Genomic DNA, 19,334 nt, shown 5'->3' with positions numbered 1-19,334 from the left:
TCATAACTTTATAACATACAAATTACAGGCATATGAAATCAATCTTTACTCTTCTGTTATCTCTATGGTTTGCAGGAAGTCTTTTTGCACAAGGATTTGATCCTGATATTTATCAGACTTACCTGGAACAGCACAAAAACATGTCGAAAGAAACATTGTACGGTATTTATCCGCAAAACGGCGAATTCTATACAGCCGATGAGGGACCTTTCGATATTAAAACCTCCTGCTATTACGACTCTGTAGTACAAAAATTTAACCTTACAGCTAACGAACTGGACCTATTAAAAAAGAATCATTTTGTGGTTACGGAACGATTATCTTATAGTTCGGTACTGGAAGGACTGGATCGGGTTTATCATAAAGATCTACCTGTATTCATAACCACAGATGTTCTACTCCACGCATTACATAATTCTTACGACAACATGCTTCAGGACATTGAAATTAACTACCTTGAAGCAAACCTCAGCAAGGCTCTGAAAAAAATGTACGACAGGTTTCTTGCTGATGCACCTACTTACAACACGGACCAGGAATTAGCATATACCGTTTGCGATGCAGAACTTTATATCCTGATGGCGCGGGTATTACTGGACAGCAACCTGGTTATTGAACCTACCTACTGTGCACAGGCAGATTTTGATGCAATTAAAAAGTATGTGTATAATGCTGATTATAAGCCCACACCGCTGTTTACATATCATAGCAGAAATATTGACTTCAGCCAATTCAAGCCCCGAGGCCATTACACTGACGGTCAGGAATCGTATTTCCGAAGCATGATGTGGCTGAGTTTTATCAATATCTTTCTGACACAACCACCAGAAGATTTGACCATGGACAGCACTGATATAAAACGTATGGCTATGTTATCAGCAATGGTGAACGATGTGTTGTATAAATCAGGTGCAGATGAAGAACTAAACGAAATTGATGAAATTATAAAGTATTTTGTAGGTGAATCAGACAACCTTACTCCGCTGGAATTTAAGTCTGTTCTGACAGAACTGAATCTTTCATCAGTTTCAGATTTGGCAGATGATGCTAATCTTAAAAAACTTCAGGACAAACTTCAGTCTGATGAAATGTATGGACAGAAGATTCTTTCGGATATTATTATGACAGATCCTTTTTCTTCTGAACCGGCACAATTACCCATATCATACAAATTATTCGGGCAGCGTTTTGTAATAGATTCCTATGTATTGCATAACGTAACCTACGACCGGATCATTTATAATAATCGAAAAGTTTTGCGAATGATGCCCGATCCGCTTGACGTGATGTTTTGCCTGGGAAACAATAATGCCATTCACCTTTTGGAAAAAGATCTGGATAAGTATCCGTATAGCTCAGCGGCAGACGCCATGCGTTACCTTTTTGATGCTTACGATGATGCATACTGGAGTGAATCGCTGTATAACATCTGGCTCAAATCGATAAAGGATCTAAGCGTGGCTGAAAATAACGACTACACGCCATTCTTTATGAAAACCGTGGCATGGCAACACGAAAAACTCAATAGCCAGCTGGCTTCATGGTCTCAACTAAGGCATGATAACATTTTATATGCAAAACAATCTTACACAGGTGGCATTTCGTGTTCCTATCCATACGGCTATATCGAACCCTATCCAGCTTTCTATTTATCACTTAAACAATTTGCGTCTGATGCTGCCGTATTCATGAACAAAGACCGTTTTAACACTGATAAATATGAAAACTTCTGGAAAGGTTTTGCAGAAGTTGCGGATGATTTACTGGAAATTTCGCTTAAAGAAGTCAATGGTGAAGCATTTAGCGGTGATCAGATTCAGTTTTTGCAACAGGCACTCAGAGTTATACAGTATGGTGTTTGCGGTGTACCGCCAACGTACGATGGCTGGATGTTGAAATTATTCTGGAACGTTGAAGAGGCATCTCAGGAAGATTTTATCGTGGCAGATGTTCATACACAACCAACTGATGAATTGGGGAATATGGTAGGCAGAGTCTTGCATACCGGGGTAGGAAGATTCAATATGGGTATTTTTATTGCACCAGCTCCTGCCAATAATTATAAACCTACATTATTTTGCGGTCCGGTAATGTCATATTACAAATTCATAACTGAAAACTTTGAACGCAAAAAAGATGAAGAATGGACTGAAATGCTTTGGATGGATCAAACGCCCGACAGACCTGAATGGACAAATATATATTTGGCTGATAACGGCGGGAACACCAAAACATCAACTTTGGAATTAAAAGGAACTAAATTTACAGATTCTTTATATTCAACCGGAGGTTCTTCAGATTATGATCCGGCTGATGAACCAACACTGGATGTATGGTATAACAACAATGAGGTTCATATCAACGGTCTGAATAATTATATCAATACATCTGTATCGCTCTATGATACGGGAGGAAGACTCGTATTTAAGACCATGACAAACTCAGGCATTTTAAACACCAAAGGTTTTGAAAATTCTGTCCTTTTTTACAGAATTACCAATAATCATAAAACTTACAGTGGTAAGATAACTTCGTTCAATTGATTCCATAAGGTCACAGGGTGAATATTTATCCGGCGTTCATCCTGTGGCTTTTTGTTTTGTGTGACAGGTTAAAGGGTAAAAGTTAAAAGGCAAAAGTAAAAAAATGAAGGTAAGAAGTGACTGGTAAGTAAATCATGATATGTTATTCGTGAATCCTAATTTGAAACAAAATTATTCATTCTTCAATATGAATTGTTCATTAATAGCTAAGATCCACTAAGGTAATACCCGCGCCGCCTAGTTGAACATGTTCATCTCTGGCACTTTCCACAAATTCCACGGTATTCAGGTATTCTCGTATCATTTGCCGTAAGGCTCCGGTACCTGTTCCATGTAAAATTCGCAAATGCGTCGCACCAACCATCACTGCATCATCTACAAAATTCATCACGGCCCGAACGGCTTCTTCTCCGCGCATACCACGCACATCAATATCGCTTCTGAAACTGAGCTTACGATTTTGAATATCACTGTTGCGATATGTTTCAGATGCTTTGTAATTATCCTTTTTAGTGCGTTTAGCTTCTCTGTTACTTACTTTTTCCAGATCATTTAGTTTGACTGTGATCCTAAGATGCCCCAACGCAAGTTCCGCTTCTTTGCCTTTAATATCCAACACCTCGGCATAAGCATTTCGGGATAAGATTTTTACAGTATCTCCTTTTTGTATAACTTCCTTCTTTTGAACTTTAAGTTTCTTCTCAGTTTTTTGATCCGGTTTCTTAGTATTTTTTCGTTCCTGCCGCCGGATCAGCTTCTCCATTTCTCGCAGCACTTTGTCATCAGATGAATCGCCTGTTATCTCTTCTTTATGCACCTCAAATTCATTTCGTGCATCTTTAGTTTTGAGCTTATCAGCCTCCGATTCGCGGATTTTGCGAATTGTATTTTCAATTGTAGCGTTGGCATTATCCATTAGCTTTGCTGCCTCTCTCCTCGCCTCTTCCAGAATTTTAGACCGTTCACCCTTTAACTTCTGCAGCTGCTCTTTGTAAGTAATTTCAAGATCTTCAACCTGTTTATTCTTTTTTCGGATATTATCCCGCTTCCGCTCCCAATAGGTTTTATCTCGCAAAATCTCCCGCAGGTGCTTATCGAAATCAAGTGTATCCTGTCCTACTTTTTCCGTTGCCAGCTCAATTACCGATTCCGGAATACCTATCTTGCGCGCCATTTCGATGGCATAAGAACTCCCCGGTTTACCAACCTGTAACTGAAACAACGGTTGCAAATGTTGCTGATCAAACATCATGGCCCCGTTAATGATGCCCTGAGTTTGCGATGCATAATGTTTCAGGTTAGAATAATGTGTAGTCAGAACACCGTAAGCTCCTGTATTATTAATATGTTGCAATATAGATTCTGCGATGGCGCCCCCTATTTGCGGTTCCGTTCCTGTACCAAATTCATCTACCAGCAACAGACTTTTTGATCCTGCGTTTTTCAGAAAATGTTTCATATTGAGCAGATGGGAACTGTAAGTACTCAGATCATTATCCAGAGACTGTTCATCGCCAATATCGATAAAAATATCATTAAAAATGCCCATCTCTGAGCTTTCATGTACCGGAACCGGAATGCCACACTGCAGCATATACTGGATCAAACCAACCGTTTTTAAACAGACCGATTTACCACCGGCATTCGGACCGGAAATCAACAAAATCCTGCTGTTATTATTCAACCTTAAGGAGAGCGGAACAACCTTCTTCCCATCTTTTTTAAACGAAAGAAACAATAAGGGATGAACAGCTTCTTTCCAGTCAAACGTTTGTTGATCCTTAACAACAGGTTTTATGGCTTTCAACTGATCAGTCAAAATTGATTTTGACCTTAAAAAATCTATCAATCCCAGAAAATGAAAGGATTGTCCGATCTCTTGTATATGTGGTCGAATATGAGATGTAAGCTCAATCAAAATCTTTACGATCTCACGCCGTTCCTCTATTTCAAGTTCACGAATGCGGTTATTGGCTTCCACTACTTCGGCCGGCTCAATAAACGCTGTCTTTCCGGTTGCCGATTCATCGTGAATAATGCCGTTGATCTTTCGTTTATTTCTTGCTTCTACCGGAATAACCAGTCTCCCGTCACGCACAGAAGGTGACACATCACTTTCGATCAAACCATCTGTTTTTGCCTTAACCAAAACCCGTTGGATTCTCCGAGACAAGGTCTGCTGCTCCTGCCTGAGCGACTGGCGAATCTTCAATAATTCCGGTGAAGCATTGTCCTTCATCCGGCCTTCATCGTCGAATACCCGTTTTATTTTTTGGATCAGATCAGGAAACTGTAAAACCTCACCCGCTATATCAGAAAGGTTCGGGTATTTTTCTTTGCGTTCACCTTTAAAAAACCCGGCAATACGACCCAATGTTTCCAGTGATTTCCTGAGTTCATGAAAAACCTTTTCACTAAGCCAGGTTCCAAGAGGCCTTACTGCACCAAGCGGTTCACGCAAATCGGTAAAAAAACCTATTTCAAATCCATCTTCCTCCTTACGTATGACCACAAATTCCCATGCCAGTCCAAGTTGTAACTGAATGGCGTTATAATCGGTCAAAAACGTAACTTCATCCACAAGCTGCTCCCCCAGTGTAGTCATGCACTCAACCTTCAGCATCCTACGGATTCTGTCAAAACCAATTTTCTCTTCAAACTGAATCGGATAGATCATAATTTATTAATGGAGTACAAAAATAACATGTATTGTTTAAATAATATTGGTTTGGAAGTTTTTCGTTTATAAGATTCCTTGTAGGATGATTAGATTAATTGTTCATCCTGCCATTAATCAATTTCACCCTAAAATTTTTGAAGTAATTCTTCTAACAGGGTACCAGGAAGCAAGGAAACCGAGGGCAATAACAGAAACAGAGACAATAACGAAATCTGTTGCAAGTACATTAACCGGATAATACTCAATAATAAAATTACCTCCTCCGCTTAACTTTAATAATCCGTAGACCATTTGCAACCGAACGAAAATTCCTCCCAGAATTAAACCAAGAATAGTGCCAACAAGAGAAATAATCCAACCTTCAAAAACAAAGATCATTCGAATTAATTTACTATTGGCTCCCAGATTCCTAAGCGTATCAATGTCATCTTTCTTATCCATCATTAACATGGATAGTGAACTTATGAGATTAAATGTGGCTATAAAAAGTACAAACATCAGAATTAAATATGTGATCCACTTTTCAATGTTCATCATATTATAGAATTCTTCCTGTTGCTGAAAACGGTTTAAAACTTTAAAGTCAGAACCCAAATGCTTTTCCAGGTATGACTGTACGTCTTTTAAATCTTTACTGTCCGGTACCTTTAATTCCACTTGGGTAACCTGATCTGTATAGTCGAATAGTTTTTGCGCTTCTTCAATTGGTAGTATGATATAATTCATATCATATTCGGGCTGATATACAACAAATAATCCACTTGGATAAAGATAATCGCTGATAAAGTTACTCTCAGGATTAATCATTGAAACCTGCTTTTCACGCTTCGGAGCATGAATCACGATAGGTGCAATAAATTTCAGTCCGATCCGTAACGTTCTTGCCAGCCCATAGCCTACAACAGCCGTTGGTTTCTCTTCGTTCCACAGCGTAAATCTGCCTTCAACCAACATAGTATCAAGGCCAGATACACGCACAAAATTTTGATCTACACCTTTTATTATTACCGGACTTTGCTTATCGTCATATGACACGAATGCCTGATCTTCTATAACCTTAGACCACCATTCTGCACCTGAGTTACCCAGCACTGAATCAATATGCGCAGTATAATTGAAAACTTTTCCTGAAGCAGGCAGAATTTTAAGATCCGGATTAAACGCACTGTAAGATTTACCGATCAGGTCTTCAAACCCATTAAAAACAGAAAGAACCACAATTAATGCCATGGTTCCGATAGTTACACCCGCCACCGATATCATCGAAATGACATTGATAACGGTATGTGATTTTTTTGCAAATAAATACCGGCGTGCTATTTGGAGGGCCAGTCGCATTATTTCCAGGCTTTAACAATCAGCCCTGTTCCTGTTTTATGGTTATTCTTAACGTCAAAATAGTTCAGTATAAGTGCAAACGGATATAAAATGAGATAGTAGAACGGAATAACAATAAAGAATATTTTACTTACATTCAGCAGTTGGATGGGATATTTCATGGAAATTTTCCAGGATAGCGAGCCTGGTTTTCCATAACTATAGCGGGCATCAACTTTTGTGAACCCTGCAGTTATTAATTTATCCTCAATCTCCTTAATACCGTATCCATCCCTAACATGTTCATCGATAAAACCAGTCACCTCATCGTGCTCGTGATCATGATGGGTGTCACTTCCGCCCTGATCCGAAGGTGTGCTTATCAGCAGCATTCCACCTTTTTTAAGCGATGCATTAAAGTTCTTAAACACTTCAACATCCTCCAGAATATGCTCCATCACATCTACAGAAAGAATAAAATCAAATGTTTCAGGTTTGCTGAATTTAGTCAGGTCGGCATATTCAAATTTCACCCTGTCCGAACGGTTGATCTGTTCAAAGAAGTGGTTACAGTCATCTATCTGTTCCTGTTTTACATCTACACCCAGCACATTCCATTTTGGGTTCACCCCGGAAAGATAGTAGGTATACTGGCCAAAACCTGATCCGGCATCCAGTAACATGGCTTTGTCTGGATAGTTTTTTTTCCACAGACGCAGTTCCTTTTTTACATGCCAGGTGCGCAATAAAAGAATATCGAGTAAACGGTAAAAGAGTTTTCTTAAAAAGGGAGTTTTATTAAACACATTTCCCAAAGAACGTTTAATAGGATCGTATTGCATTGTTATTCGTTTAACAGTGAATCAATATTTCTTACATAATCTTCTGAATCGTCCATGTAAAACTGGAGGTCAGGAATAACTCTTAACTGGTGTCTAACTTTTTTAGCCAGAAGATTTCTGTAATGCCCCTTATGGATGTTGATTGTTTCAACAACTGAAGCGGCACCTGATGAAGGAAATACACTGAGATAAACCTTAGCAATGCCTAAATCCGGCGATACCCTTACAACTGTAACCGTAATGAGTTTTCCCGGTGCATGCAGCTGCGCCTCTCTCTGAAATATCTCTCCCAAATCCTTCTGCAAAAGTTTTGCAATCTTTTCCTGCCGTGTTGATTCCATATCTGAAAATTTATGCAAAAAAAGTAAAAATAAGCATTAAACGGTAATTATTAGATGATAAAACCAAACTATATGGATTTAAATAAATATAAAACAGAAAAATTCCATCGAATATCTTATATCCCCTGTATGAAAAAGAAAAAGATGATAGTTTAAGTTACTATGTTTGGTGGTTTATGAATTGATTATTCTTTCATCAATTTCCCGGATCTCCTTATGCCATTTACGTTAAGATTATAAATATATAATCCAGGCGAAAGATTTTTCAGATAGACTTTTTTAGAACAACATATGTCTTCAATAAGTAAACATTGCCCCTGCAAATCATATAATTCAAACGTTACATTATCATTACTTTTAATATCAATTTCAACAAAGTCTCTGACGGGATTTGGATAAAGCCGGTATTCTACATTTACAGTATTTTGGAGAGGTGTGCCACTTTGTTCCGAATAATAATATGTTTCTTTAGTTGAATAACCGTAAAATGAATAGTCTAAAAATAATCTTTCAGTCAATTTATTTGTAAAGCAAAGGTGTGTATTCATTTCATCCAGTTCCACATATCTTGGCGGCAATAATAATTTATTTATTGAAAACATTGTATCATAGGTATAATTTATTAGACGTAATAAGCGCCAATCTATCTCATTGCTTTTAGACCATTCCGAATATTCCAATAAATTGCCGTTTATATCATAAGAAAAATCTCCTTCTACTGAAAATACTCCAGTACCTCGTCTGTAAAGAATAGCATTTCCCGAAGAATTATATAAGTACTCTTCATGCGGTAGTTTATTCCATTCATTTAAATCTATATTCCATCTAAACCTTTTCTCATTTGTTAAATTACCTTCTGGATTGAAAGAATATTCTGTTTTCTGCATAGGCTGCCAGGTGCTATCAGTGGAATCCCAAATATTTTCATTTTCTGTTACAAGTTGTGTATTTTCATAGGAATAATCTTTTTTACCATACAAACGCCATTCACCTAAAATATTATTATTCAACCACTTATATATTACCAATTCTGTCAGTTTATTATTACTCTCGTAAACATAATCCATCTTCTGGCTTTCCAACCATTTTTTGGCAATTACCCAGCGTTTATATTCAACTTTATGTATTAAACTCCCATTTTCATCCTGTATGTATACAATCTTAATATCAGGTACCCATTTTTTATTATAATTATTCCATATAGATCCTATTTGATAAATTATTCCACTATCCATTTCATAAGTGAATTCTTTTTTCTGATAAATATTCCAGAATCCGTTTACTGTATCCAATATCTGAACATATATACTGTCAAGTCTTTGGGAGCCGGAAATCTTGATTGGATAAGGTGTTCTTTGTCCAAATGAAATTACTGCTGCAGAAATAATAAAACCAATTAAGGTAATTATTTTTCCTCTTCTTATCATTTTTAATATCATTATTACTATGACCATTTAAAACTTTCCTAGAAGTTATGGCCTAAATAGTACCATATAATGCTGAATACAAACAACTTTCTAATTCAACAATATTTTTTTGTACTCAGAATTATCATCAGATGATAAATGTATAAGGTATATTCCTTTTCTCAAATGATTCACATTTATAACGGAGAACATTTCTGTTATTTGCCTATCTATCACCTTTTTACCATTCAAATCAATTAGTTCAAAATCTACTTTTTTATTTAATATGGATTTGAGAATTAGACCATTTAATTTTTTATTGTAATAAACAGTAAATCCGTATGAATTAACCATTTGTTCGCCTACCGATATTGAATTTGCAGTTACAATATTAATAATAAACGCTTTAGTATAATCGTAACCCTGCTGATCCTTTACATGAATATTAAGTACATATTCATTTTTAATTGATGCATCAAATATATATTTCGTTTTCAAGCTGTCATTTTCTATATAAAAGGGGGCTTCTTTTACTCCAGATGGAAAATCGGGACCGCCATCAAGCTTATATGTAAATGTGTCAATTGCTGAATTATCTTTAACAATAACCTTACAAACAAAACTCCCAGCCGGTATTTTTTCATAAACCTCTTTAGAGGATAACGTAATATCGGTCGGTCCATAATAAGTATCGGCAATACCTACTATGACGCTTTGATTATTATCAAATTTAAAGCCTCCCGGATTTAAATTATCTATTGAATAATATCCGTTATATTTTCCACTCCATCCCCAGTTAATATGAAAATAGTCATTAATATCATATCCATCAATATTGAAACTATGTCCGATTTCGTCTATTCCTGAATAAACAAGCACATTACTTTTATCCAGTTCTGACTTTATGAGATTTTTCCAGTCATTATCAACAAATTCGTAGCGTTCATAATATTTTAAGTCACTTGAATATCCAAAGTATTCTTTCATTGCACCAATAATTTTAAATGGCAGTGATGCTGATCCTTTTGGACCAAAATCAGTACTTATTGCTACAGCACAATAATACAGCAAGCGTTGATTTTCCTTATTCGGCTTTGTTTTAGCCATTGCAGCCCAATCAAAGGGATCTTTAGTTTCAAAAATTATGTTGATTGCACCATAAGTATCGTGTACATAACGGTGAGCACCAGCTAATGGAGCTTCGAACTTTACATTATACATAGCCTGAGCCATGGCAACTGCAACACAACCTACCCTGACATGTCCACCTGGACCATCTTCATCTTCGGGACATAAATTATTCCATCCAGCTACCTGATCCCATGCAATGTCCAGAATAGGAGCAACTGAGCTTTGTCTGGATTTTAACGCTACATATCCGTCATGTTGTAACTTGTCCCATTCAGAGTTCTTGCTTTTAATGTTGTCTTCTACTACAGAAGAAATCTGAACACTATATCCATTTATCCAGCTTTTAACATCTGGTGAAATTATACTATCCAATATAAAGCTTCCTTCATTTGAATATGCCAAAACAGGTTTTATTCTGTCATCAGCCGCAATGATAACCCAACCTTCAGGAGCCAGATTAATAATATACTGTGTCGGATAATTTTCATTTGAGATTTCAGTGATATCTTTGAATCGGATGTTTTCATTTCCTAAACCTGAAAGGTATTTTACAGCTATTTTTGAAGCCAATTCCCACTCCACCTTCGCTGAAAAAGCGGAGAAAACAAATATCAATCCCGAAATCACTAAAGATATCCGTTTCATGTCTCACAGATAATATTTTCTTATAGCAATTTACGAAAAGTTATTCAGATTATTAGTGGTACCGAGAAACAACCCCAATCCCTTAGATATTAATATCAAACAAATCAGAATCTGAACCACTCTTCAACTTTTTTATCAGAGTCTGGTTCATTTTTGTGATAATATGCATTTTTCCGGGGTACATATGTGTAGTCTTTTTCCAGTTCCATCACATGATCCGAAATATACTGAACAGCTTCAATAAACAGATCAACTTCTTCTGTTTTCATGGTCGGATGGAGTGACCATCGAATCCAACCGGGTTTTTCTGTGAGGTCTCCCTGGTTGATCTTCTGTGTAATTAAATCAGAGCGCTCATGCGAAACCTCCAGAAGCAGATGCCCATAGGTACCCGCACAGGCACAACCACCACGAACCTGAATGCCATACAAATCATTAAGAAGTTTAACTACAAGATTATAATGGATATTCTCCATAAAAAACGAAATTATTCCTAATCTTTTACGTTCATTGTTGGCGAGAATATGAACACCTTTTATCCTATCCAGTCCGGCAAATGCCTTTTGCAGCAACTCCTCTTCCCTTTTCATAATTTTATGGGGATCCATCATCTCCTTCAGTTCAAAACACAACGCCGTTCTTATAGATTGCAGAAATCCCGGTGTACCTCCGTCCTCCCGGGCTTCAATATCATCCACATACTTATATTTTCCCCAGGGATTGGTCCAGTCCACTGTTCCTCCACCCGGATTATCAGGAACCTCATTTTTATACATGGATTTATCAAAAATCAACACCCCTGACGAGCCCGGACCTCCTAAAAATTTATGTGGTGAGAACATAATGGCATCCAGCTTCTTCATAAGATCAACCGGATGCATATCTATGGGATCATATGGCGCAGATGCCGCAAAATCGATGAAACAAACACCACCGTATTCGTGCATGATGGATGCCATTTCATAATAAGGCGTGCGTATTCCCGTGACATTTGAACATGCCGTAAATGATCCGATTTTAAATTCACGATCCTTATATTCTTCCAGCTTTTTTCTCAGGTTTTCGGTACTTACCAAAAGATTTTCATCCGGTTCAATAATTACAACATCAGCATTGGTCTCGTACCAGGAGGTATGGTTGGAATGGTGTTCCATATGGGTAATAAACACCACAGGCCGCTCCCGCTCCCTGATGCATTTTTTCCCATTATTCAGCGAGCAGTATTTTAGCCCAAGTATGCGTTGAAATTTATTGATGACTGCTGTCATGCCAAAACCGGCAGTAATAATGACATCGTTTTCGTTGGCATTTACATATTTTTTAATCATCTGATGTGATAGCTTGTATGCCTTGGTCATTAAAATCCCCGTTTCACTGGTTTCGGAATGCGTATTGGCCACAAATGGTCCAAAGTCATGACACAATTTTTCTTCTATAGGCTTATATAATCTTCCACTGGCTACCCAGTCGGCATAAATAACCTTCTTTTTACCAAAGGGAGTTTCAAAGTCAGCATTGTGACCAATTATATTTTCTCTGAAAATTTCAAAATGCTTTTCCAATTCCATATTCTAAAGGAAATTATTACCTTCTTAACTTACAGATTATTCCTGTTATGTTCAGGCGCTAAGATACCTGCTTATTTTCTAATTTTTAATGATTTATGTAAGAGTTTAAACGTTATATCAGAACTTTCATATATAATTATCTATATTTTTAAATTTTTCAGGTAGGGTAAACCTGTTTAAGTTCGGTTATGAGTCAAAGATGTTTCACTAAAATTGATATAATTATGAATAAGGTAGCTTTGTTTCAGGTTTTAATGGTGTTTGTAGCTTTTGGATGTACAAGAGCTGAAATACCGGAAGACTGGGATATGGAGGATTACAAAAGTTACGAACTCGAATCATATCTTGATTCGTTGGTTACAGATACAGCGGTTGTTGCAGCAGATAGTAGTGAGGTTAGCAATTTACTTTTTATGCGTGAAGAAGAAAAACTGGCACATGATGTATATGTAACTCTGTACGAAAAATGGGGATTCAGAGTATTTAATAACATTTCGTACAGCGAACAACGCCATACTGAAGCTGTACTAACATTGCTGGATTATTATGGCATTGAAGATATCGCTGGCGATAATCCTGTAGGTGTTTTCGTAAACGAAGAATTACAGGCTTTATATGACTCACTGATTGTTAAGGGAAATATTTCAGAAGTTGAGGCTTTAAAAGTCGGTGCCCTAATTGAAGAAGTGGATATAGCGGATCTGGAAGAAGAACTGGCTCTAACAGATAAGGACCCAATAATTACGGTATATTCCAATTTATTAAAAGGTTCTGAAAACCATCTGAGGGCATTTGTCAGGAACCTAAACCGTTGGGGCATTGTATATGAGCCTCAGGTTCTTGAAGCAGAAAGATACAGCTCAATTATATATGGGGATTAAATATACCAATTGCAAAAACATTCTTACATTACTATTATTAGTTTTAAAATTGGTATTATCATTCAGTTTTAAAAAATGGCAGCCTCCCGGTTGCCATTTTCTTTGTTGTTATATAAAATCAGACGACATGAGTGGCGTCTTTACACCTACTAGCTCATATAAAATTCACCACGGGCCACTTTTTCCTGAGCCAGTAAGGCAGTATAGACTAATCTGCAATGATCTGTCTTTACTTTAAGTTCATTTGCAAGCCGAACCACCGTTCCTATCTGGCCTTCCAGTTCCGAAGGTTTGCCGTCCATAATATCACGTTGTAAGGAAGTGGTAGCGTCAGCAGGCATTTTGTCGGAAAAAGTCAAGACTTCCGATATCATACCTTTTGTAACGTTCACTCCTTTTGCCAGCCCTACATCAATCATTTCACTCACGATATCAGTCAATAACTGTCTGGTTTCCGGAAGTTTCATAAATACACCGAACGGAACACGGGTTAAAGCTCCTATAGCGCTGGTTGAAGTAATAAACAGAAACTTACGCCACATCTCAAGCTCAATATCCTCTGCTATATGGTATTTTATATTACTCTTTTCAAAAATGGTTGCGATTTCCTTAACGCGATATGTTACCCTGTTATCCAGTTCCCCAAACGTAATAGAAGGGTCATAGGCATCGTGTCTGATCACTCCGGGAGAATCAATCCAGCTGAATATTCTGCAAAGACCACCCAAAACCTGACCGGGACTCACCCACTTTTGTAAAATAGCAGGCGCATCAATGCCGTTTTCAATAGGTAACAGTATGGAATCTTCTGTTGTGATTTTTTTTATCATTGGTTCCAGTGCTTCAATTTGCCAGACTTTCACGGCCAGAATTACCAGATCGAAGGTTATATCGGGCTCATTAGTAGCTTTTGCCGGGTGAATCAAAAAATCACCATTTACACTTTTCACATCCAGCCCTTTTTCCTGGATCACTTTCAAATGTTCTCCACGAGCAACAAAAGTCACATCATATCCGGCTTGAGCCATTCGTCCGCCAAAATAACCGCCTACTCCACCGGTTCCAATTACACAAATTTTCATTGCTATTATTTTATTTTGAAAGAATACAAATATAAGCAATAAGCTTTTTTCGAATAAGTGATAAAAATCAATCCTTAAACATTCTTTACATTTATTAAATAACAATGGCAAATGTATTGTGTTTATCTCTATTTTTGTCAGCATGAAAAGCAATTCGTCAAACCGCATACTTCCGGCAGAATGGCATTCGCAAAGCGCCATTCAACTGACATGGCCTGATGCAAAAACAGATTGGAATTACATACTTGACGAAGTAATCTCGTGTTATCAAAATATTGCAAAAATCATCAGTGACCGGCAACGCCTTTTGGTGGTCTGCCGTGACCCAAAACAAACAGCCCCGCTCCTTTCTCATTGTGATCCACACCAATTGATCTTGGTACAGGCGGAAATAAATGATACCTGGGCCCGCGATCATGCATTCATTACGGTTCTGGAAGACGAAAAACCTGTTTTACTGGATTTTGGATTCAACGGCTGGGGGAATAAGTTTGATGCTAACGAAGATAATAAAATTAACCAAAATTTGTTGGTCCAAAATACATTTTCAGATTGCAGATACGAAGATCATAACGATTTTATTCTGGAAGGTGGCAGCATAGAATCAGACGGCCAGGGCACTGTTCTGACCACGTCGGAATGTTTGCTGTCTGCAACGAGAAATCCCGTATACAGCAAAACAGAAATCGAACATTATCTCAAAAATTCCCTTGGTGCAGAGCGCATTTTATGGTTGGATCATGGCTATTTAAACGGGGACGATACCGACAGTCACATTGATACGCTGGCACGATTTTGCTCTCAGGATACCATAGCATATGTAAAATGCAACGATGAAAACGATGTGCATTTTCAGGCACTTAATCAGATGGAAGCACAACTAAAAACTTTTGTTCAGGAAAACGGGAATCCTTATAATTTGATTGCACTTCCAATGGCACAGGCAGTCTATGATAAAGACGATGGACACAGGCTACCCGCTACATATGCTAACTTTCTGATAATTAATGATGCCGTTGTGATGCCGGTATACAACCTACCCACAGATACTGAAGCCGGGAAAGCTTTACAAAAAGCCTTTCCCGGACATACAATTATACCTGTTGACTGTTCCCCTTTAATACGCCAACACGGTTCACTGCACTGCATTTCCATGCAATATCCTGCAGAGGTAAAATTCTCTATTTGAACATAAATATCTTCCTCACCTGGCCATCAGGAACACCAATAATAAAATTGATATAACCTTCCTTAGGTTGCAGTTCACCCTTTTGAACGTATCCCTCACCTTTTGGCATACAGGTTCCCCATGCACCTGAGGCCTGACAATCTTTCAAATCAGTTATTTTTACAATCGTATGATTGCCAACAGTCATAAATACTGCTGAATATCCTGCAGCCTCTTTAAGAAGGTCCGGTAGAGTTTCCTTTGTGACTTCGGCCGTTTTATCTGCTTTTTCGGCAGCCAGTTCATTTACACTCTGAATAGGTAACTGATCATCCAGATTTGCATCTGACATAACCATAACACCGGTAAAAAGTTTTGCAATTGTTTCTTTTTTAGAAGTCTGAGCATTTAACACAGCAAATGAAAACACAGCAATGACTGCAAATAAGATTTTTTTCATCAGTCAATTTTTTAAGTTAATATTAGTTTTTAGTAATTGTAATCGTTTCAAACAGACAATAAAGATATAAAAATAGTTCGATCATTCTTTTAATTATTCCTAAAACTGATTATAAATTATGGTGGCATTTTTGAATATCCTCATCTTAGGCTTATCTTCGCGTTTGCTAACTAATATGCCATGTTCAGAAGAAATACGTTATTTGCATTACTTACCGTATTAATTTTAATAAGTGCTAAAACTGCTGCTGCTGATAAGTATGAAATGGTTGTCGCGCAGGACGGATCCGGTGACTTTTCAACAATACAGGAAGCGATTGACGCCACGAAAGCATTTCCTCCTCAGCGCATAACCATTTTTATTAAGAACGGCATATATAACGAAAAAGTCAGGGTGCCCTCATGGAATAATAAGCTATCGTTGATAGGCGAAAGTGCCGAACATACTATTATTACATACGATGACTTCTTCAGAAAAATTGATCGTGGAAGAAACAGTACGTTTATGACATACACCCTGCTTGTAGAAGCGGATGATTTTTATGCGGAAAATCTGACGATTATAAATTCTGCCGGTCAGGTTGGGCAGGCTGTGGCCTTACATGTAGAAGGCAACCGTTGCACGTTTAAAAACTGTAAAATAAAAGGGAACCAGGATACGTTATATGCAGCCGGTCAAAACAGCAAACAGTATTATGATTCGTGTTATATTGAAGGGACTACAGATTTCATTTTCGGAGCTGCAACCGCCGTTTTTAACGCATGCACCATCCATAATTTATCAAACTCATATATCACTGCAGCAAGTACTCCCCAAGGGAGAATATATGGTTATGTGTTTATGAACTGTAAAATAACGGCTGAACCAAATGTCAAAAGCGCATATCTTGGCAGACCCTGGCGGCCATATGCAAAAGTAGTATTTATGAACTGTGATCTGGGCCATCATATTGCCTCAGCAGGATGGAAACAATGGTCCAATAAGGAAAATCTGACAACTACCTATTATGCCGAATATAATAATTCCGGATCAGGTGCAAACGCAAGCGAAAGAGTCTCATGGAGTCATCAATTATCAAATAAAGAAGCTAAAAAATATACCATTAAAAAGATTTTTAATTCTGACATGGAGAATGAGCCGGATGATCTTTCATGGCTATGCAAATCAACATTAAAAAATTAAAACGTTTACAATAATGCTTTTATACCGTTACTTTTCAATTATTATTTTTCTTTTTCAGTTATCTGTTCTGTCTGTTCACAGCAGTGTTAGCGTCACTATTGACTCAGGCAGCCGGACAGCATCCATGTCAAACGAAACAATTTCCCTTTCAATAAATAGCAAGGGACAAGTTAGCAGCATGAAGTTAAACGGACATGAATACGTTTCGAATGGAGGGAAATTTTATTTCAGTTACAACGACCAGAATGATTATTATGAACTGAATCCGAATGCCATCCGCATTCAGAAACAAACGGATGATTATGCTGAAGTTGTTTATTCCAATACAACGGGAAATATAAAAGTGGAACAGGGATTCATCCTCAGATCAGGGGTGAATGGATTGTACTCCTATGTCATTGTAAAAGGGACAACAACATCTACCAGATTACGCGAAATGCGCGTTGTTTATCGTGTGGATCCTAACCAGTTCGATTATGGGTATGTGGATGACTCAATGCAGGGCTACCTGCCATCTGTTGATGTGATGAAAGCTGTTGATGCCAACGCCATAATGGATGCTACTTATCCCCTTCCGGATGGATCAATATATACCAAATACAACTGGGCAAATTACATTGTTCGCGACAGCGTACATGGCATCATGTCTGATGCATACGGATTGTGGGCCATACCGGTAAGTAATGAATATATGAATGGTGGCCCTATGAAACAGGAGCTTACAGTGCATACTACAACCAAAACACCGCTTGTATTACAAATGCTGCAGGGCGAACACTTTGGGGCCTCAGCACAAACTTACGAAACAGACAATAATAAAATTTATGGCCCCTTTTTTATTTATGTAAATTCAGGAGAATCACATGAGTCCATGGTAAATGATGCCAAAGCCCAGGTAGCCGTACAGAAAGCACAATGGCCGTTCAACTGGTTGGAAAACGACCTTTATCCCCTGGATCGATGCACCGTAAACGGACGTATAAAAGTACCCTGGGGAGTATCAGAAAAGGGTATTCAGGTTGTTTTGGCTCAACCCGGTTCAGACATTTATGAACAGGGCAAGGAATATATGTTTTGGGATAAAACAGATGCCTATGGAAATTTCAGCATTAAGAATGTACGTCCAGGAGAATATTCGGTTTATGCATATGCTACATCAGGCGATGTAACAGATGAATATTATTTATGGAAAGTCAGACTGTCAGGTTCAGTTGTAAACCTGGGAGAACTGGAATGGGAAACAGAAAAACGAGAAAATCTGCTTTGGGTAATTGGTGAAAACGATCGTTTATCTGATGGTTATAAATACAGCGACACCATCCGTCAATATGGCTTATATGAACTGCCACCAGCAAATCTGACATATACTATTGGCTCAAGTACACCGGATAAAAACTGGTATTATGCACAAACAAAAGAGGGCAACTGGGATATAAAGTTTAATTTGGATCGAACCTATGGCGGAACAGCCTACCTGACTGCCTCCATTGCCGGAGCAGCAAACAGTCCTGAAGTTGATGTTTACGTTAATGGTTCCAAAAAAGACTCCTGGTCCTTTAGTAATGATGGCAGTATTTACCGTAGTGCGGTGCTCGGGGGAAAACACACGGTAAAATCTGTTTCGTTTTCTGCATCGAACCTGCATGCGGGCGCCAATACCATCCGGCTCAGGATGAACAATGTCGGAAACCGTGGCGGTGTAATGTATGACTGTATAAAACTTGAAACAGGAAATCTCATTACAGGTAATAGTACAACGAAAATTACTCCTTCAACAAAATTAAATTGTTATCCGAATCCATTAAAGGAATCAGTAACCATCTCATATTATGCTTCAGAATCAGAAACGGTTAAAGTTGATATTTTGAATCTACAGGGCAAACTGATTGATACCGTTTTTGATGGAACCATTCCTCAGGGAGAAACTAATTTCTCCTGGACAACAGGTAGTCTCAGTTCCGGAACATATATCTGTAAAATTTCTACCAGTCATAACATTTATACTACAAAGCTTTTCGTTATGAAGTAACACCACTGATTTTAACACTTCACCTTACCCTGACAAAACCTGCATTTAAAGCTTACCTC

The 19,334-nt window shown here is 37.9% G+C and carries 14 protein-coding genes; 5 read left to right on the top strand and 9 right to left on the bottom strand.

What is annotated here, in order from left to right; genetic code table 11:
* Positions 1-32: 32 nt before the first annotated feature.
* Positions 33-2,543: a DUF3160 domain-containing protein gene (locus ACE01N_RS09185; RefSeq protein WP_380587487.1), complete on the top strand. Its 2,511-nt coding sequence runs from the start codon at positions 33-35 to the stop codon at positions 2,541-2,543.
* A 199-nt stretch (positions 2,544-2,742) separates the two neighbouring features.
* Here ACE01N_RS09185 and ACE01N_RS09180 read toward each other — a convergent pair whose 3' ends face one another.
* From ACE01N_RS09180 to ACE01N_RS09150, 7 genes are all read right to left on the bottom strand, one after another.
* The gene (locus tag ACE01N_RS09180) at positions 2,743-5,220 is read right to left on the bottom strand and encodes an endonuclease MutS2 (protein ID WP_380587485.1); all 2,478 of its coding nucleotides are present in this window, start codon (positions 5,218-5,220) and stop codon (positions 2,743-2,745) included.
* A gap of 123 nt (positions 5,221-5,343) precedes the next feature.
* A complete protein-coding gene (locus ACE01N_RS09175) occupies positions 5,344-6,561 on the bottom strand; it encodes an FtsX-like permease family protein (protein ID WP_380587482.1) in 1,218 nt (405 codons plus the stop codon).
* Positions 6,561-7,382: a class I SAM-dependent methyltransferase gene (locus tag ACE01N_RS09170; RefSeq protein WP_380587479.1), complete on the bottom strand. Its 822-nt coding sequence runs from the start codon at positions 7,380-7,382 to the stop codon at positions 6,561-6,563. Before ACE01N_RS09170 ends, ACE01N_RS09175 begins: the two co-directional genes overlap by 1 nt.
* 2 nt (positions 7,383-7,384) lie before the next feature.
* The gene (rbfA, locus tag ACE01N_RS09165) at positions 7,385-7,723 is read right to left on the bottom strand and encodes a 30S ribosome-binding factor RbfA (RefSeq protein WP_375729197.1); all 339 of its coding nucleotides are present in this window, start codon (positions 7,721-7,723) and stop codon (positions 7,385-7,387) included.
* A 185-nt stretch (positions 7,724-7,908) separates the two neighbouring features.
* Complete coding sequence (locus tag ACE01N_RS09160; protein ID WP_380587475.1) at positions 7,909-9,150, bottom strand: T9SS type A sorting domain-containing protein; 1,242 nt, start codon at positions 9,148-9,150, stop codon at positions 7,909-7,911.
* 90 nt (positions 9,151-9,240) lie between these two features.
* Positions 9,241-10,905, bottom strand: a complete 1,665-nt coding sequence (locus ACE01N_RS09155; protein ID WP_380587472.1) for a thiol protease/hemagglutinin PrtT — start codon at positions 10,903-10,905, stop codon at positions 9,241-9,243.
* A gap of 104 nt (positions 10,906-11,009) precedes the next feature.
* A complete protein-coding gene (locus ACE01N_RS09150; protein ID WP_380587469.1) occupies positions 11,010-12,473 on the bottom strand; it encodes an aminotransferase class V-fold PLP-dependent enzyme in 1,464 nt (487 codons plus the stop codon).
* A gap of 224 nt (positions 12,474-12,697) precedes the next feature.
* On the opposite strand from ACE01N_RS09150, the gene ACE01N_RS09145 reads away from it, so the two are divergent.
* Positions 12,698-13,354 carry a DUF2202 domain-containing protein gene (locus ACE01N_RS09145; protein WP_380587466.1) on the top strand — a complete coding sequence of 219 codons (657 nt, stop codon included), beginning with the start codon at positions 12,698-12,700 and terminating at the stop codon, positions 13,352-13,354.
* Positions 13,355-13,503: 149 nt separating this feature from the next.
* On the opposite strand, the gene ACE01N_RS09140 is transcribed toward ACE01N_RS09145, so the two are convergent.
* On the bottom strand, positions 13,504-14,436 hold the full coding sequence (locus ACE01N_RS09140) for a ketopantoate reductase family protein (protein ID WP_380587463.1): 933 nt from the start codon (positions 14,434-14,436) through the stop codon (positions 13,504-13,506).
* Between the two features lie 142 nt (positions 14,437-14,578).
* On the opposite strand from ACE01N_RS09140, the gene ACE01N_RS09135 reads away from it, so the two are divergent.
* Positions 14,579-15,625, top strand: coding sequence for an agmatine deiminase family protein (locus ACE01N_RS09135; RefSeq protein WP_380587460.1), 1,047 nt, complete (start codon positions 14,579-14,581; stop codon positions 15,623-15,625).
* Here the strand turns inward: ACE01N_RS09135 and ACE01N_RS09130 are convergent.
* Positions 15,618-16,064, bottom strand: coding sequence for a hypothetical protein (locus ACE01N_RS09130; RefSeq protein WP_380587457.1), 447 nt, complete (start codon positions 16,062-16,064; stop codon positions 15,618-15,620). The genes ACE01N_RS09135 and ACE01N_RS09130 overlap by 8 nt on opposite strands.
* A gap of 180 nt (positions 16,065-16,244) precedes the next feature.
* Between ACE01N_RS09130 and ACE01N_RS09125 the strand changes: the two genes are divergently transcribed.
* Together ACE01N_RS09125 and ACE01N_RS09120 are read left to right on the top strand one after the other, a co-directional pair.
* Positions 16,245-17,246 (top strand): pectinesterase family protein, encoded by a 1,002-nt coding sequence (locus tag ACE01N_RS09125; protein ID WP_380587454.1) that lies wholly within the window; start codon positions 16,245-16,247, stop codon positions 17,244-17,246.
* Between the two features lie 13 nt (positions 17,247-17,259).
* On the top strand, positions 17,260-19,275 hold the full coding sequence (locus tag ACE01N_RS09120; RefSeq protein WP_380587451.1) for a polysaccharide lyase family protein: 2,016 nt from the start codon (positions 17,260-17,262) through the stop codon (positions 19,273-19,275).
* Positions 19,276-19,334: the final 59 nt, after the last annotated feature.

Source organism: Quyinboa ferrireducens (assembly GCF_042436675.1).
GTDB lineage: Bacteria > Bacteroidota > Bacteroidia > Bacteroidales > UBA5342 > JBHJHP01.
The sequence above is the reverse complement of the archived record's forward strand: the minus strand, read 5'-3'. Positions and strand labels throughout refer to the sequence as shown.